Origin of the sequence: [Clostridium] ultunense DSM 10521 (assembly GCF_000511955.1) — a bacterium.
In the GTDB taxonomy this organism is placed as follows: Bacteria; Bacillota; Clostridia; order Tissierellales; family Tepidimicrobiaceae; genus Schnuerera; species Schnuerera ultunensis.
The window spans coordinates 98,596-116,512 of sequence record NZ_AZSU01000001.1 but is presented as its reverse complement, the minus strand read 5'-3'; the positions used below and the strand labels follow the sequence as shown (position 1 = coordinate 116,512).

At 34.0% G+C, this 17,917-nt stretch carries 16 protein-coding genes, 1 tRNA gene and 1 pseudogene; 2 read left to right on the top strand and 16 right to left on the bottom strand.

Annotation, left to right across the window (positions count from 1 at the left end):
• Positions 1-32: 32 nt before the first annotated feature.
• The 3 genes from cls to CUL_RS0100625 form a co-directional block, all read right to left on the bottom strand.
• Entirely contained in the window at positions 33-1,490 is a 1,458-nt protein-coding gene (gene cls / locus CUL_RS0100635; protein WP_005586978.1) for a cardiolipin synthase, read from the bottom strand.
• 39 nt (positions 1,491-1,529) lie between these two features.
• The gene (gene typA / locus CUL_RS16375; RefSeq protein WP_201767819.1) at positions 1,530-3,350 is read right to left on the bottom strand and encodes a translational GTPase TypA; all 1,821 of its coding nucleotides are present in this window, start codon (positions 3,348-3,350) and stop codon (positions 1,530-1,532) included.
• A 131-nt stretch (positions 3,351-3,481) separates the two neighbouring features.
• Positions 3,482-3,877: an ATP-binding protein gene (locus CUL_RS0100625; protein ID WP_025640219.1), complete on the bottom strand. Its 396-nt coding sequence runs from the start codon at positions 3,875-3,877 to the stop codon at positions 3,482-3,484.
• 184 nt (positions 3,878-4,061) lie between these two features.
• Between CUL_RS0100625 and rd the strand changes: the two genes are divergently transcribed.
• Complete coding sequence (gene rd / locus CUL_RS0100620; RefSeq protein WP_005586975.1) at positions 4,062-4,223, top strand: rubredoxin; 162 nt, start codon at positions 4,062-4,064, stop codon at positions 4,221-4,223.
• 17 nt (positions 4,224-4,240) lie between these two features.
• Here rd and yihA read toward each other — a convergent pair whose 3' ends face one another.
• The 12 genes from yihA to CUL_RS0100560 all read right to left on the bottom strand — a co-directional run bounded on the left by yihA (position 4,241) and on the right by CUL_RS0100560 (position 16,788).
• Entirely contained in the window at positions 4,241-4,849 is a 609-nt protein-coding gene (yihA, locus tag CUL_RS0100615) for a ribosome biogenesis GTP-binding protein YihA/YsxC (RefSeq protein WP_025640218.1), read from the bottom strand.
• Positions 4,836-7,196 (bottom strand): endopeptidase La, encoded by a 2,361-nt coding sequence (gene lon, locus CUL_RS0100610; RefSeq protein ID WP_025640217.1) that lies wholly within the window; start codon positions 7,194-7,196, stop codon positions 4,836-4,838. The genes yihA and lon overlap by 14 nt, the downstream gene beginning before the upstream one ends.
• 121 nt (positions 7,197-7,317) lie before the next feature.
• A complete protein-coding gene (gene clpX, locus CUL_RS0100605) occupies positions 7,318-8,598 on the bottom strand; it encodes an ATP-dependent Clp protease ATP-binding subunit ClpX (protein WP_005586972.1) in 1,281 nt (426 codons plus the stop codon).
• A gap of 19 nt (positions 8,599-8,617) precedes the next feature.
• Positions 8,618-9,202, bottom strand: coding sequence for an ATP-dependent Clp endopeptidase proteolytic subunit ClpP (gene clpP, locus CUL_RS0100600; RefSeq protein WP_025640216.1), 585 nt, complete (start codon positions 9,200-9,202; stop codon positions 8,618-8,620).
• A 19-nt stretch (positions 9,203-9,221) separates the two neighbouring features.
• Complete coding sequence (tig, locus tag CUL_RS0100595) at positions 9,222-10,511, bottom strand: trigger factor (protein WP_005586969.1); 1,290 nt, start codon at positions 10,509-10,511, stop codon at positions 9,222-9,224.
• A gap of 160 nt (positions 10,512-10,671) precedes the next feature.
• A tRNA-Leu gene (locus CUL_RS0100590) sits at positions 10,672-10,755 on the bottom strand.
• Positions 10,756-10,876: 121 nt separating this feature from the next.
• Positions 10,877-11,101, bottom strand: coding sequence for a hypothetical protein (locus CUL_RS0100585; protein WP_005583870.1), 225 nt, complete (start codon positions 11,099-11,101; stop codon positions 10,877-10,879).
• The gene (locus CUL_RS0100580; protein ID WP_005583869.1) at positions 11,076-12,047 is read right to left on the bottom strand and encodes an ABC transporter ATP-binding protein; all 972 of its coding nucleotides are present in this window, start codon (positions 12,045-12,047) and stop codon (positions 11,076-11,078) included. Before CUL_RS0100580 ends, CUL_RS0100585 begins: the two co-directional genes overlap by 26 nt.
• On the bottom strand, positions 12,047-13,024 hold the full coding sequence (locus CUL_RS0100575; RefSeq protein ID WP_005583868.1) for an ABC transporter ATP-binding protein: 978 nt from the start codon (positions 13,022-13,024) through the stop codon (positions 12,047-12,049). The genes CUL_RS0100580 and CUL_RS0100575 overlap by 1 nt, the downstream gene beginning before the upstream one ends.
• Before the next feature lie 19 nt (positions 13,025-13,043).
• Positions 13,044-13,976, bottom strand: coding sequence for an oligopeptide ABC transporter permease (gene opp4C / locus CUL_RS0100570; RefSeq protein WP_051403463.1), 933 nt, complete (start codon positions 13,974-13,976; stop codon positions 13,044-13,046).
• Positions 13,977-13,988: 12 nt separating this feature from the next.
• A complete protein-coding gene (locus CUL_RS0100565) occupies positions 13,989-14,951 on the bottom strand; it encodes an ABC transporter permease (RefSeq protein WP_005583865.1) in 963 nt (320 codons plus the stop codon).
• 115 nt (positions 14,952-15,066) lie between these two features.
• Entirely contained in the window at positions 15,067-16,788 is a 1,722-nt protein-coding gene (locus CUL_RS0100560) for an ABC transporter substrate-binding protein (protein ID WP_005583863.1), read from the bottom strand.
• Between the two features lie 462 nt (positions 16,789-17,250).
• Between CUL_RS0100560 and CUL_RS18755 the strand changes: the two genes are divergently transcribed.
• Positions 17,251-17,415, top strand: coding sequence for a hypothetical protein (locus CUL_RS18755; protein ID WP_157752594.1), 165 nt, complete (start codon positions 17,251-17,253; stop codon positions 17,413-17,415).
• A gap of 149 nt (positions 17,416-17,564) precedes the next feature.
• Here CUL_RS18755 and CUL_RS19630 read toward each other — a convergent pair.
• Positions 17,565-17,917 (bottom strand): annotated as a pseudogene (locus CUL_RS19630) (transposase); the annotation flags it as partial.

Genomic DNA, 17,917 nt, shown 5'->3' with positions numbered 1-17,917 from the left:
GTTTCCTGTAAGAATTTTTTTATCCTAACGGGTCATAATATTGGCGATAATAGTCTTGAAATGGATTCTTTTAATTTAACTATATTAGACCTTTTACTATATTCTTCTATTGTAATCTCTTTACATTGCTCTAAATCCAGGTTAAACTGTTCTACCATTTTTCTATTTACTTCTTCATCGTAAATAAAAGTATTTACCTCAAAATTGAGTTTAAAACTCCTAATATCTAAATTTGCAGTGCCTATGGAGGTTACAAAATCATCCATTATAAAGGTTTTGCTATGGAGAAAGCCATTTTCATAGGTGTAAAACTTTACTCCTGCTTCTAAAAGTTCTCCTATATAGGAAAGGCCTGCCCAGTATACAAATATATGGTCTGGTTTACAAGGTATCATAACCTTTACATCTATTCCAGAAAGACCAGCTACCTTCAATGCTTCAAAGATACTATCGTCTGGAATAAAATAAGGCGTTTGGATATAAACTCGCTCCCGTGCATTATTTATCATTTTAAAATACCCATCCTTAACACTAGGCCATTTAGAGTCAGGCCCACTGCTTACTATTTGGACTCCTGAATTTCCCTTGTTCTTCTTCTGAGGCAGATTTATCTCACATTGGACATTATCCTTTTTAGCTGCAAATCGCCAGTCCTTAAAAAACCTCCATTGAAGTCCTCCTACTGCAGTTCCCCTTATCTTCATATGGGTATCTCTCCAATAACCAAACTTCTTTGAAAGCCCTAAATATTCATCCCCTATATTAAAGCCGCCTACAAAGGCTTCTTCTCCATCAATTATACAAATCTTCCTATGATTTCTATAGTTGATTCTAGGAGTAATATAAGGAGCAAAAGGAGGGAAAAAAACCTCCACTTCTCCACCAACTTTTTTAAATTCATCAAAACAATGTCTTTTTAATTTCCTTCCTCCCATCCCATCGTATAATACCTTTACTTCTATACCTTCTTTGGCCTTCCTAGTCAATTCATCTATTATTTTAGTACCTATTCCATCGCTTTTCATAATATAATATTCTAAATATATATACTTTTTGGCCTTCCTAATACTCTCTATTAAAGCATTAAATTTTTCTTCCCCTGAAAAATAGAGTTCAATATCATTATCTTGAGAAAAATAGGATTCACTGGTCAAAATATGCATTTTTATTATATCTTCATATTCTAAAAACCTTGGATTAGAAAATCTATATTCATCTTCATGGATTTTTTGTCCTTGCTTCAATACTCGATCTCTAATCCCCCTATCCTCTTCTTCCTTTATTTTAAACATCTTTTTCTTGCTCATGTCCTGGCCAATAAATAGATACAATAAAAATCCAATACCGGGAAGGAAGGTTAACACCATAAGCCATAACCAAGTGGTTGTAGGATTCCTTCTTTCAAAGAACACCAACAATATGGCAAATAAGATATTTAACCACAATATATTTTTTAAAAACCACATATATCCATTTACTATATACTCCATAGAATCACCTTTATATTTAAAATCCTAATATTTTAATCGTTATTTTTTAGATTTATACCTCTTATTGGTATCCAGAATTTTTTTTCTAATTCTAAAATTAGTAGGAGTTATCTCAATAAGCTCATCTTCCTCTATAAATTCTAGTGCTTCCTCTAAGGACATCTGTCTAGGGGGAGATAATCTTAAGGCTTCATCAGAGCCTGAAGCCCTAATATTAGATTGATGTTTTTTCTTACATACATTTATTTCTATGTCCATCCCCTTAGGATTAGAGCCAATAACCATTCCTTCATAAACTTTAGTTCCTGGAGTAATAAAAAGGATCCCCCTATCCTGAGCTGAGTATAGCCCATAGGCAGTAGCCTCACCTGTTTCAAAGGAAATTAACGAGCCTTCTTTCCTAGTTGGTATATCCCCTTTATAAGGGCCATAACCGTCAAATACTGAGTTAAGAATACCATTACCCTTGGTATCCGTCATAAACTCTCCCCTATATCCAATTAAACCCCTAGCAGGTATGGAAAATACTAATCTTGCATATCCTCCATTGGCTTCAGTCATACTTATTAACTCACCTTTTCTCATACCTAATTTCTCTATTACTGCTCCAATATATGCTTCCATTACATCAATTGTTACTATTTCCATAGGTTCTAATCTTTTACCATCTTCATATTTATATAGCACCTCTGGTTTTGAAACTTGGAATTCATAGCCTTCTCTTCTCATATTTTCTATAAGGACTGATAGGTGCAATTCCCCTCTACCTGAAACTTTAAAAGCATCTGTCGAATCTGTTTCTTCTACCCTAAGGCTAACATCTGTCTGTAGTTCTTTAAATAATCTATTCCTTATCTGCCTTGAGGTAACATATTTCCCTTCCTTACCTGCAAAGGGACTATTGTTTACCGAAAAGGTAATAGCAATAGTAGGTTCAGATATCTTTACAAAAGGTAAAGGTTCCGGATTTTCTACATGGCATATGGTGTCTCCAATATGGATTCCTTCCACTCCTGTAACTGCAATTATACTTCCTACTGTCGATTCTTCTACTTCTACCCTATTCAATCCTTCAAATTCATAAATATTGGTTATCTTTACTTTTTTTATTTCATCTTTTCTTTCTAGGTTAACGATTAGGGCTTCTTGATTTGTCTTTACTTTACCCCTTTCAATTTTGCCAATACCAATCCTACCTACATAATCATTGTAATCTATAGTAGAAATCAATACTTGCAATGGTCCATCTATATCCCCTTTTGGTTCGGGGATATAATTGATTATAGTTTCAAATAGGTCTTCCATATTATCCTTTTTTTCCTCTAAATCTATAGTTGCAATACCCTCTTTAGCAGAAGTAAATATAAAAGGTGAATCCAAGTATTCTTCTCCTGCACCCAATTCTATAAATAGGTCTAATACTTCGTCAATTACTTCCTCTGGTCTTGCTTCTGGTCTGTCTATTTTATTGATACATACAACTGCTGGAAGATCTAATTCAAAGGCCTTCTTTAGCACGAATTTGGTCTGAGGCATAGGTCCTTCGAAAGCGTCTACTAATAATACTACCCCATTTACCATCTTAAGGACTCGTTCTACCTCTCCACCAAAATCTGCATGGCCTGGGGTATCCACTATATTTATCTTAATATCCTTATAGTAAATAGCGGTATTTTTTGATAAAATGGTAATACCACGTTCCCTCTCTATTTCATTAGAATCCATAACTCTATCTTCAACTACTTGATTTTTTCTAAATATTCCACTCTGCTTTAACATACTATCTACTAGTGTAGTCTTTCCATGATCTACGTGAGCAATAATAGCTATATTTCTAAGATCATCTCTTGTAATTTGCATAAAAAAATATCACTTCCTGTTTTTAGTTTATATTTATTTATCAAACTTAATTCTAACATAATTCCCATTAAAATGATAGCAAATTATGATGGCAGGGTTTAACCCTGCCATATTTACTTTGTATCAAATTCCTACTCCATATACTTAACGGCTACTATTCTATTATTATCAATATATACCTCATCTGATAAGCCATCAACGATTACTAAACCCCTCCCACAGCATTTTAATTCTGTGGGATTATAGCTGGCAATATCAAAGTCTATTCCTTCCCCTTCATCGCTTACTTCAATTCTAATGGTATCTCCAGCTATTTCTAGAAAAAGTTTTACATACTTATTATCATTACATTGGTTACCATGGATAACGCTATTTATAATCAATTCATTTAATATTAATTTTAAATCAAAAATCAAATCCTTGTCATGGATAATATTTTCAACTTTATTCAACACTTTTTTTATAAAGATCTTAATATCATCTAGGTTACTACGCACAGATCCTTGGAAAATAAAAGACAATTCCATCACGCCCATCTACAAATGTAATGTATTAACTATTATTAGTTTACCCATAATTATGCCCTTTAATCTATTGTACAATTCTATTATTTTTTGATATAATTCATTTATAATATTTTAAAAATATAGTTTAAAGTCTATTATAAATGGGTAATATCCCATTGATTACATATTGAAAGGAGAATATATAATGGACAGATATGTTTGTGAACCTTGTGGATACGTTTATGACCCGGCAGAAGGTGATCCAGATAATGGCATAGAGCCAGGTACACCTTTTGAAAAGCTACCAGAAGACTGGGTTTGCCCAGTTTGTGGTGCTACAAAGGATATGTTTGTTAAGGAAGAATAATTGATTAGAGCAGCTATCTATCTAGATTGCTGCTCTTTATTCTTCCTAAACAACTCTTGAAAAATATGCCATACCTTATCCCTGTTAATCTTTTTCGATGAAGAATAAGGTATTACTAAGCTAGGATCTCCTATTTTCAATTTATTCCTAATAACTTTTATACTGGATTGATACTTTCCCTTTGAAATTTTATCCGCCTTTGTCGCTATAACTATTCCCGTAAAATTGAAGGTTTTTATCCAATTATACATCAATAGATCCTGTTCTGTAGGCTCATGTCTTATATCTACCAATTGAATTACTTCAACTAAGTTTTTTCTTGTATTTAAATATTCTTCGATTATATAGCCCCATTTTTCCTTTTCCTTTTTTGAAACCTGGGCATATCCGTATCCAGGCAAATCTACAAATCTAAATTCCCCATTTACATTATAGAAATTTATAGTCCTAGTCTTTCCAGGTTTACCACTAGTTCTAGCCAGATTTGTCCTATTTAACATAGAGTTTATGAAGGAAGATTTCCCCACATTAGAGCGCCCCGCAAAGGCTATTTCACATAAATTCTCATCAGGATACTGTTTTTTATTAACAGCAATCCTTTCCAATTGGACATCAATTATCTTCATATTTTCTATCCTCTTCTAATAATGCATGTTCAAGGACCTGTTCCATATTTTTTACTGCCACGAAATCCATCTTTCTTCTAATCTTTTCAGGTATTTCTTCCAAGTCCTTGCTATTTTCAAAAGGTATTAAAACTTTTTTAATACCTATTCTATTGGCTGCCAATGCTTTCTCCTTTATACCTCCTACAGGCAGAACTCGACCTCGCAATGTAATTTCTCCAGTCATAGCAATATTATTGTTCACTGGCTTATTAGTTAAAGCAGAGATTGCAGCCGTTGCCATGGTTATACCTGCTGATGGTCCATCCTTTGGAATTGCTCCTTCAGGCACATGAACATGGATATCCATTTCCTTATAAAAATTGCTATCTACTCCTAATTTATCCGAGTTAGCCCTAATATAGCTAATACCAGCCATAGCTGATTCCTTCATAACCTCACCTAATTGTCCTGTCAATTGAAGCTTTCCGGTACCTTTCATAGAATTGACTTCTATGGAAAGGGTATCTCCACCAAAAGCGGTCCATGCTAAGCCTGTTGCTACGCCTACTTGATTTTCCCTTTCTCCTAAATCATATCTATATTTTTCTATTCCTAAATATTTATGGAGATTTCCTTTGTTTACTCTAACCTTTTCAGCATTAGTTTCAACTATTTTCTTTGCAGCCTTCCTACATATATTTGCAATATTCCTTTCTAGATTTCTTACTCCTGCTTCTCTAGTATAATTATTTATTATACTTCTCATAGCTCTTTCGGATATAGTTAAGTTTTCCTTTTTTAGGCCATGCTCCTTAAGCTGTTTTGGTAATAGATGGTTGGTAGCAATCTTTAATTTTTCCTCTTCTGTATAACCGCTTATCCTAATAACTTCCATCCTGTCTAGTAAAGGTGCAGGTATGGAATTTACGGTATTAGCTGTAGTGATAAAGAGTACCTTTGATAGATCGAAGGGTAGTTCCAAAAAATGATCTGTAAAGGTATTATTTTGCTCTGGATCTAAGATTTCCAATAAAGCGCTAGCAGGATCTCCTCTAAAACCAGTGCTCAGCTTATCGATTTCATCGAATAGGAAAACTGGGTTTTTAGTACCTGCTTTTCTAATTAATGAAATAATCCTTCCAGGCATAGCGCCCACATAAGTTCTCCTATGACCTCTCATCTCAGCTTCATCTCTTACTCCTCCTAGGGACATGCGGACAAACTCTCTATTTAGTGATTCTGCAATAGATTTGGCAATAGACGTTTTTCCTACTCCAGGAGGTCCTACTAAGCATAATATAGGTCCTTTCATACTTATAGCTAATTTTCTTATAGCAATAAATTCTAATATTCTTTCTTTTACATCAGTAAGTCCATAATGATCTCTATTTAATATATCTCTTGCTTTCTTAATATCAACCTTATCCTTTGTTTCCTTATCCCATGGCAGTTCTACTATCCAATCTAGATAGGTTCTAATAACTGCAGTTTCTGCTGAATGAGGAGACATCTTATCTAACCTTTCCACTTCCTTTAATGCCTTTTCTTTTACTTCTTTGGGCATCTTCATCTTTAAAATCTTAGTCTTGTACTCCTCTATTTCGTCATCTAATTCATTTTCTTCTCCCAATTCCTTCTGTATTGCCCTTAATTGCTCTTTTAAATAGTATTCCTTCTGCACCTTTGTTATCTGTTTCTTAACCCTCTGGTTGATCTTCTCTTCTATTCTCAATAATTCAATTTCCTCTTGCAATATCTTATGGAGTTCTTCCAATCGTTCATAAAAATTAAAAGTTTCAAGTATCTTTTGATGATTTTCAATTTTTAAATTAATATAGGAGGCAATAACATCAGCTAATCTACCTGGATCATCAATATCTGTGACAGTCAACAATATATCCGGAGATATTCTACGGCTTAAAGTCAAATATTCTTCAAAATCGTTAATTACTAACCTCATGGCTGCTTCCGTCTCTTTATCTACAACTATATCTTCAGGATCGTAGGTAAATTCCTCCACTATAACTTCAAAATAATCTTCTTCTTTAATTAGTTCCACAACTCTTCCCCTATTTATTCCCTCAACTAAAACTCTAATACTTCCACCAGGTAATTTCAACATCTGCTTTATCTTGGCAATAGTCCCTATATGATAGAAATCTTCCAATGATGGGTCTTCTACTTTCGCATCCTTTTGAGTACACAATAGAATTAACGAATCATCTATCATAGCCTTTTCCAATGCATTAACAGATTTTTCTCTCCCTACATCAAAATGAATGACCATGTGAGGAAATACAGACATACCTCTTAATGGTATAAGGGGTATTGTTTTATTTTGTACAACATAAGGGTTCTTGTACATAACCTCACTCCTTCTATCTATCGAATTAGGGAACAATACAAGGTAATACTTTCTGCCCTAATAAATTGTTCCCCGGGTTATTTTGTCAAAAAAAAGCTCACCAGACCGTGAGCCTTTTATTTTATGATGCAGATTCCTTGTTATCCTTTTTCTTAGCTCTATTTTTAGCCTTTCTTTCTGATAACACCAATGTTGGTTCTCCATTAGATTCAATAGTTTCTTTGGTAATTAGACATTTTTCTATATCTTCTCTCGAAGGAATATCATACATAATATCCAATAGGGTTTCTTCAATTATGCTACGTAATCCCCTTGCTCCTGTTTTCCTATCGATAGCTTTTTTGGCAACGGCTTTCAATGCCTCATCGTCGAATTCCAAATCTACTCCATCCATATTGAACAATTCTTTATATTGTTTTACAAGAGCATTTTTAGGTTCTGTTAATATCCTTACAAGAGCTTCCTCGTCTAATTCTTCTAATGTGACAATTACAGGTAATCGTCCAACAAATTCTGGTATTAATCCATATTTCAATAGATCTTCCGGTTGGATCTGTTTTAATAATTCTCCAATCCTAATATCTTCCTTACCCTTTATTTCAGCACCAAATCCCATAGATTTAGTATCTACCCTACTTTGGATTATTTTATCTATACCATCAAAGGCTCCACCAACTATGAATAAAATATTGGTTGTATCTACTTGGATAAATTCTTGATGAGGATGTTTCCTTCCCCCTTGCGGTGGAACATTAGCTATAGTTCCTTCAAGGATTTTAAGAAGGGCTTGCTGTACTCCCTCACCACTCACATCCCTTGTAATTGATGGATTTTCTGTCTTTCGGGCAATTTTATCTATTTCGTCTATATATACTATACCCTTTTCAGCTCTCTCTATATCATAATCTGCAGCTTGAATAAGCTTTAGAATAATATTTTCCACATCTTCGCCAACGTATCCAGCTTCTGTTAAAGAAGTTGCGTCTGCTATTGCAAAAGGTACGTTCAATATTTTAGCTAAGGTTTGAGCTAGTAAAGTTTTACCAGAACCCGTTGGTCCAATCATAACAATATTGGATTTTTGTAATTCTACATCATTAGTTTTTGATGGTTTTTTATTTATTCTTTTGTAATGATTATATACTGCAACAGCTAAAGCCCTTTTTGCCCTTTCCTGTTTAATTACATATTCATCCAGAGTTTCTTTTATCTTTGCAGGTTTTGGTAATTCGCGTATTTGATAATCAAAACTTTCAATAAACTCTTCATCTATAATCTCTTGACATAGTTCTATACATTCATCGCAGATGAACACATTTGGTCCGGCAATAAGTCTTCGTACTTGATCTTGAGGTTTCCCACAAAAAGAGCAACGAAGCTGTTTATCATCATACTTTGCCATTATGACACCTCACTTAATCTTATTTTCTTGGTTGTATTACCTCATCTATTATACCATATTCTTTAGCTTCTTTGGCAGTCATAAAGAAATCTCTGTCTGTGTCCCTAGAAATTTTTTCTAAAGGTTGCCCAGTTCTTTCGCTTAATATTTTATTTATCAATTCTCTAGTTTGTATTATTTTTTCAGCATGGATTCTAATGTCTTCAGCTTGACCTTGAGTGCCACCTAAAGGTTGATGGATCATAATATCGGAATTAGGCAATGAAAATCTTTTTCCTTTTGCTCCTGCCGCTAACAAAAATGCACCCATGCTAGCTGCCCTACCTATACATATAGTGGACACATCAGGCTTTATATATTGCATAGTATCATAAATTGCAAACCCAGCACTAACTGCCCCACCAGGACTATTTATATAAAGTTGTATATCCTTATCTGGATCTTCAGCTTCTAAAAACAATAATTGGGCAACGATTAAATCTGCGGTTACATCGTTTACTTCTCCTCCAAGAAATATGATCCTTTCCTTTAGAAGTCTAGAATATATATCATAGGATCTTTCTCCTCTATTAGTTTGTTCTACAACAATAGGAACTAATGCCATACCATACCCCTCCTAAAACTTAATTTAATTTAGCACTATTTACTAATAGTTCTATAGTCTTATCCCTCATTATACCCGACTTAAGGTATTCCAAATCTCCTTTTTTCATATTCTCTTTGAATTTCTCAACATCCTCTTGATTGTATTCTTTAGCTAGTTTTTCTAGTTCTTTATCAATATCCTCATCTGAAACTTCTAAATTCTCTCCTTTGGCTATAGCCTCAAGAACTAAATCCGTTTTAATCTTTTTTTCTGCTACAGGAGTTATTTGTTCCTTAAAAGCTTCTAAGTCAGTATTAGTCAGTCCTAGGTATTGGTTTATGTCTAAACCTTGCAGTTTTAATCTATAATCGAATTCATTTATTTCATTTTCAACTTGACGTTCTATCATTACATTTGGTATATCTACCTCGGAGGCTTCAACTACTTTTTCAATTATTCTATTTTCCAATTCAACTTTTTCCTTATTCTTTGCTTCCTTCTCCAATTTTTCTTTAATACTTTCCTTATATTCTTCCAATGTATCGAATTCACTTACGTCTTTTGCAAATTCATCGTCTAATATTGGTAATTCCTTTTCTTTTACTTCATGAATATGGACTTTAAATAAAGCTTCTTTGTTTTGGAGGATTTCTTCAAAATAATCCTCTGGGAAAGTTACCTTTACTTCTACATCTTCTCCCTTTTTCTTGCCCTTAAGCTGTTCCTCAAATCCTGGAATAAATCTATCAGCACCAATTTCTAGTTCTTGATTTTCTGCAGTACCACCTTCAAACTGTTCGCCATCTATATAGCCTTCAAAATCTATGGTAAGTATATCTCCTTCTTTAGTTTCCCTATCTCCAGCATCAATAATCCTTCCATTCATTTCTTGAACAGCTTTTAATTCTTTATCTATATCTTCATCTGTAACATTATACTCTACTTTTTCAACTTCTATACTTTTATAATTTCCCAACTTAACTTCTGGTTTTACAATCACTTCTACCTTAATAATTATAGGTTTTCCCTTTTCTAATTGTTCAATATCTACATCCGGAGTATCAACTGGCTCTAACTCCAATTTATCTATGGCTTCATCATAGGCTTCTGGTAAAAGGATATTCAATGCCTCTTCATAAAATACACCTTCGCCATAATTCATTTCGATTATCTTTCTTGGCACTTTCCCTCTACGAAAACCAGGTATTGTAAATCTATTTCTGTTTTTTAAATATGCTTTTTGAATAGCTTTTTCAAATTCGTCTTCGCCGATTTCAATATTAAAAAAAGCTTTGTTATTTTCTTTTTTTTCTAGAACAGAATTCATTATATTGTCCTCCCTAAACTTAATATTTATTACATTCTAAAACTAATATATTATACCATAAAATTATACCATATAAAATATTATTATCCAATTCATATGTATTATATCATAACTTGATTAAATATGAAAAAAACCAATGGTATAACCACTGGTTGAATATTGGTGCGGGAGAGAGGACTTGAACCCCCACGTCGAAGACACTAGATCCTAAGTCTAGCGCGTCTGCCAGTTCCGCCACTCCCGCTTATGAAAAATCCTACCTTAATTATTATAACATTTTATATTAGCATGTCAATGATTTTTTTAAAAAGATAAACATGATAACTAATATTAGTTACCATGTTATCTATTTGTTGTAACCAAATCTATTTTAAATAGAATTTCAAAAAAACATAGGTAAATATGGTCATTACCAAAGCTCCTATTAAAACAATGGGCATTATCACTCGGTATCCTGCGATAATCATAGCTAGAATATCCTCTTTTGTGAATTCAAAAGGCTCTTCCTCATGTTTTTTATCCACTTCTTTTTTTATTTCTTTTTCATGTTCTTTAATTGGCTTTCTATTTCGCCAGGTGGCACGCCACAAAATGTTCTCCTCCTAAATCTCTAAATTCAGGTACCTCTTCCCTACAAATATCTTCTACATACATACATCGGGTATGGAATTTGCACCCAGATGGTGGATTTGCTGGACTTGGTATATCTCCTTCAAGTATAATTCTATCCCTTTTCATAGTTGGATCTGGATGGGGGATAGCCGATAATAGGGCCTGGGTATATGGATGCTTTGAGTTGTCAAATAAAGCATTTTTATCTGCCAACTCCACCATAGAACCTAAATACATAACCCCAACCCTATGGGATATATATCTAACAACTCCTAAATCATGGGAAATAAACATATATGAAATATTTAATTCCCTCTGCAGATCTGTAAATAAGTTTATAACCTGAGATTGGATGGACACATCAAGAGCTGAAACAGGTTCATCTGCTACTATAAAAGATGGACTTAGTGCTAAAGCTCTAGCAACACCAATCCGCTGTCTCTGACCTCCAGAAAATTCGTGAGGATATCTATTCATATGGTATCTAGCCAATCCACATTTATTCATAATTTCTACGACATAATCATCTAATTCTTTTCCTTTCCTATACAATCCATGTTCAACTAATGCTTCCCCCACTATTTGAGATACGGTCATCCTAGGATTTAATGAGCTATAAGGGTCTTGAAATACTATCTGCATTTCCTTTCTTAATTCTTTTATCTGGTCCTTTGGCGCATTTAGTACATCTTTACCCCTAAATCTTACCTCTCCAGCTGTAGCATCATATAACCTTAATAAAGTTCTTCCTAAAGTGGATTTTCCACATCCTGATTCTCCTACTATACCTAATGTTTCACCTTCTTTAATAAATAGGGAAACATCGTCTACAGCCTTAACATCCCCTACCTTGCTTTTTATAAAGCCCCTAGTAATAGGAAAATATTTTTTTAAATTATTTACTTCTAATAAAACTTCACTCATTATCTAGTCACCTCCTCAGCTCTTATACAGGCAGCTTTATGGCCAGGTGCTACTTCCCTTAATTCTGGTTGAGCCTTCTTACATTCATCTGTGGCATATTTACATCTAGGATGGAAATAGCATCCTTTAGGTAGATAAAGTGGATTTGGTACAGCCCCTGGAATAGTTTCCAATCTTTGACCTTCTTTAACTAAAGAAGGGATAGAGGCCATAAGTCCAATAGTATAGGGATGCCTTGGATTCTTAAACAATTCCATAATAGGTGCATCCTCAACTACTTTCCCAGAATACATCACTATAACATGGTCTGCCATCTCTGAAATAACCCCTAGATCATGGGTTATTAACATTATAGATGTATTTAATCTGCTTTTTAAATCATTCATAATTTCTAATATTTGAGCTTGAATAGTTACATCTAGAGCCGTAGTAGGCTCATCAGCAATGAGAAGCTTAGGTTGACATGCCAAAGCCATAGCTATCATTACTCTCTGTCTCATTCCACCAGACAATTGGTGGGGATATTCACCAACAATCCTTTCCGCATTAGGAATCCCTACTAAATTTATCATTTCAATAGCTCTTTTCTTAGCCTCTTCCTCACTGAGCTTTTGGTGAAGCATTAGTACTTCTCCTATCTGAAAACCTACAGTGAATACCGGATTCAGTGAAGTCATAGGTTCCTGAAATATCATGGAAATATTATTCCCTCTTATCTCCCGTATCCTCTTATCCGATACCTTAGTAAGATCCTCTTCTTCAAATATGACTTCTCCGTTTACTATCTTTCCTGGAGGATCTGGTATTAAGCGTAGTATGGACATGGCCGTTATACTTTTACCACAGCCTGATTCCCCTACTATTCCTATAGTCTTACCTGCTTCTACTGAAAAGTCAACGCCATCAACAGCTTTTACTACTCCATCATCCGTGTAAAAGTAAGTTTTTAAATCCTTAACTTCTAATAATTTGGTCATATTCTATCCTCCTATCCTCTTAAGATTTAGGGTCAATAGCATCACGTAAGCCATCACCTATTAAGTTTATACACATTACTGTAGCAAAGATTAATAATCCTGGTGGTATCCATAACCAAGGACGATGCTGTAGATTGTACATATCCCTTGCATACTGTATTAAGTTACCCCAAGTGGGTACTGGTGGTGCTACCCCTAGGCCAAGGAAGGATAGTGCACTTTCCTGCAGTATTGCAGAAGCTACTCCTATTGTAGCATTAACAACAATATATCCTACGGTATTTGGAATTAAATGTCTCCAAATAATCTTTGTATTCCTTATACCTAAAGCCTTTGCAGCAAGGACAAATTCCTGTTCCCTTAAAGACAATATCTGACCTCTAACTATTCTAGCAAGACCTGGCCAGCTTAAAACTCCAAGAATAACCATGACCAAGTACATTTTTTGTTCTGGACTTATTCTAACTCCAACAACTGCCGAAATGGTAATTACCAAGGGTAAGAATGGAAAGGACATGAAGACCTCGGTAATCCTCATCAGAATATTGTCTACCCATCCTCCATAATACCCTGCAATCCCTCCAATTAGGGTTCCTAATATTACTTCGATGACTACCGCAAATATACCTACCTGTAATGCAACTTTACCTCCATGCAATACCCTTGAAAGATTGTCTCTACCGAGTTCATCCGTTCCTAATTTATGTTCTCTAGATGGAGGTTGATTGGTATTGGTCATATTCAATTCATAAGGATCGTGAACCGTTAAGAGGGGAGCCAATATAACAGCCAGTATAATAATTCCTAATATTATCAAGGCCACTACCGAAGGCTTCCTCTTTAAGAATTTACGCCTTATTAATTTCCAAGGTGTTAGTATTTCCTGTTCAATTTCACTTTTTTCTTCTACATTTATATTATCAGGTTTTAAATCTATATTCTTCTCAGCCATCAGATGTCCCCCCTAATCCACTTTTATTCTCGGATCTACTAAAGCATATCCTATATCCGCCAATAAATTTCCTAATAAAGTTAATATTGCGAAAAACATATTTAGAGCCATCATAAGGTTATAATCCCTAAGATTAACGGCTTCAATTAATCTCCTTCCAATACCAGGCCAATTAAATACTGTTTCTAACATTACCGCACCTGAAAAAAGTCCGGGTATCATAAACCCTACAATAGTTATTATTGGAATGAGGGCATTTCTGAAAGCATGTTTATATATTACCACCTTTTCTTCAAGCCCCTTAGATCTAGCAGTACGAATATAATCTTGATTTATAACCTCTAACATAGAAGTCCTGGTATAACGGACTAAACTGGCTAAACTTCCTATTATTAAAACCGTGCCCGGTAAAACCATATGGTGTAATGTATCCTTAACTTTAGCTAAACCTGTAGCTTTGCTTCCTACCGTCATCATTCCACTTATAGGAAATAGATCCATTTTTACTGCAAAGAAATAGATTAACAGCAATCCAAAGAAGAATGTAGGCATGGAAATTCCTATAATGGAAAAAGCACTCCAAAAATTATCCGTCTTGGAATACTGTTTTACCGCTGTGATTATACCTATTGGGATGGATATTAAAAAAGCAAATATATATACAAAAACATTTAAAATAAAACTATTTTTAATGAATCCGGGAATTACATCTTTTACAGGCACTTTATAGATATAGGAGTTTCCAAAATCCCCCCTAATTGAACGCTTTAACCAATTCCAATATTGAATATGAACCGGTTTGTCCAACCCTAGTCTAGCCCTTTCTGCTGCTTTTTGCTCAGCAGTAGATCTTGGGTCTAAATTTGCTCCAACAGGATCTCCAGGAGTCATTTTGATGATTCCAAATATTAAAAAAGATATTATTAAGATTACAGGTATTAAATGTAATAATCTTCTCCCAATATATTTCAGCATATTCTCCCTCCTTAATTATTAACCCTTTAACGCCATAAAGTTATGGTTAATACAACATAAACCCGGTGGTCTAATACCGGGTTTATACTATTCCTACTTCTTTTTTAAAATTTAATTATTTTACTATCTCCATATTTAAATATACTTGCGGATAGCTCATATCTACAAATGGTGAGCATTCAAAGCCTTTTATACGGTCGTTAACCATATTCCATTCCTCTCTTTGATATATATATATATATGGAAGTTCTTCGTTTATATTTAGAGCCCACTCTTCATATATTTCTTTACGTTTTTCTTGGTCAAATTCTTTTCTGCCTGCTTCTAACAATTGATCATTCTTTTCATTTATAAATTGAACCGCATTGTTACCGGCTTTTCTTGTTTGACTGCTGTGGTATACGGAATAAGAGTCTGGGTCAACAGTTAAGCTCCAAGCCATATTGTACATATCAAAATCATGTTCTTCATATACGGCATCAGATAATGCATTAAAGTCCATATAGTTTATTTCTATAGCAACGCCGATTTTACCCCAGTTATCTATTAATACTGGAATCAATTGCTCAACCCATTCTGAGTCTGGATATGTGGAATATACAAATTTAAGTTTCATACCATCTTTTTCTCTAATTCCATCGGAACCAAGTTTCCATCCAGCTTCTTCTAATAATTCTACAGCCTTATCTGGATTGTATTCATATTTGTTCATCTTTTCAGCTAAAGTATCTGTATAAGCCCAAGATACTGGTGATAATGGTACATGGCATACTTGACCATGACCTTTAAAGAAGTTTGTTACAAAACTTTGACGGTCTAGTCCATAAACCAATGCTTGACGTACATTCTTATCTGCTAATCTTGGGTCTGAATGGTTTAATCCTATATAAGCATATCCATTGTTAGGAAATGCGTTAAGATGTACAAATCCCATAGCTTCCATAGTCTCTTTGTTTTCCACCGTATTGGTTACTGAATTTTGAACGTCAATAGTACCTTTTTCTAGCTCAGCCATGTAAGTTTCAGCAGTTGTAAATTTAAGTATTAAATTTTCAATTTTAGGTGCCCCTAAGAAATAATCCATATTTGCTTTTAATTCTATATATTGACCTGGTTCTAAATGTACAAAGGAATATCCGCCAGAGCCAAGTGGGTCCCGCATTTTAGCCTTTAATGCTTCAATATCTCCTTTTTCAAAATCATAATGATGTTTTGGCATTATATGCATATTACAATAAGTAAAGTTTGCAACTCGCGGCTCCTTAAATGTAAAGGATATTGTATAGTCATCATGTACTACAACACCAGATAGATTTTCAGCATTTCCTTCAGCATATTCTTCGTAGCCAACTAATCCATCTACATAAGCAAAATATCTGCCGTCATAGTTTGGATCTGCCATTGCTAAGTAAGTAAATTCAACATCATGGGCTGTAAGTGGTGTTCCATCTGCAAACTTAACATCATCTCTCAAATGGAAGGTATAGGTCAATTTATCATCCGATATCTCCCATTCTTTAGCCACATGGGGTATATACTCTCCAGCTTCGTCATTGGTAAATAATTGATCAAACATATAATCAACTACGTAGCCATCGTAGCCAGTACTATAATAAACTGGCATTAATTCACCTTTTGCTTCTGTCATACCAATTATTATAGTATTATCTGCACCCTCCCTGTCCTTAGCTGGGTTTTTTGCCCCTTCTTCAGGAGCTTCTGTTTCTGTTGGTTCGTCACTACCAACATCTGCAGGTTCTTCAGTTTTACCGCAGGCTGCTAAGAAAACTGATAATACTAACACTAGCGCTAGTAATAACGATAACTTTCTTTTCATTAAAATACTCCCCCTTTAATTCATTTTTTTGAATATTGTTAATATACTGTATTATACTACTATTAACTTATTTCTGTCAATAAAAGGTATAATACAATACTTTTATAAACTGAATAGAGTAAAAGCTGTAAACCTAGGACCGAGTTCATAAATGTTAAACCCTTTGTTCTATATGCTATACTTAAGACTATTCTACGCTCATTTAAATAATCCTTTAAATTTTTTGTGTCATATTTCGTCGAATTGTTTAACTATTTTGAATTTAGAATATCTTATCACTACTATAACATATACTATAGAAATATACTAAGTATGCATTTTTCTATTAATTTATTTTTATTATAATAAATTTCCATGTCCTGGTATAAATTATATTAATTTTTTGTAATATTCTAATTTTAATAAAGGATTTTTAAATCTTATATTTAATTTAAATAAGTATAAAGTATATGGGGTGGTGTTGTGGATAGAGTTAAATATGAATTATGTGAACTATGTACCGATTTTTTGTTGTTATTGGATACTTTAAGAAAGGCAGAGAAGATATCTCAAGTTGAGTATGAACTACATGTTAAGATTAAAAAACTATTTATCCACCAAGAAAAAAGAAGGGAACTCTCTATATAGAGAGTTCCCTCAGTTTGTAGACAAAACACGGTTTCCTTCTTTATGGAAACCGTGTTTCTTAATGAACAAATAATAAAACTATATAAATTTGATAAAAGACCATGCATATTAACGCATGGATTGGATGGATTTGGTCCATTTTTCCTGGACCTCCACATCCAATTCGCTATCTTCTTTAAATTCATGCAAGCAGCAATAAGCATCGCCTGCGCCTTAACTTTTTTTAAGCCCCGTAGGGTTGTCCAGCGCATGCCATGCTTCTCTTTCATATCTGCAAATACACGTTCTATTGTTTCCTTTCTCATATCGTATATTTCTTTATTAATGCTTGTATGCCTTAAATGCTCGACTCCCTCCATATAATTTTCCCATATATGACGGGTAACAACTTTAGTATGGTTTTTGCTATTTGTGCATTTGTTTATATCTGGGCAATTTATACATATTTTAGGATCTGATTTATACTCCCTATAGCCATCTCTATTGGTTGTACTATACTTTA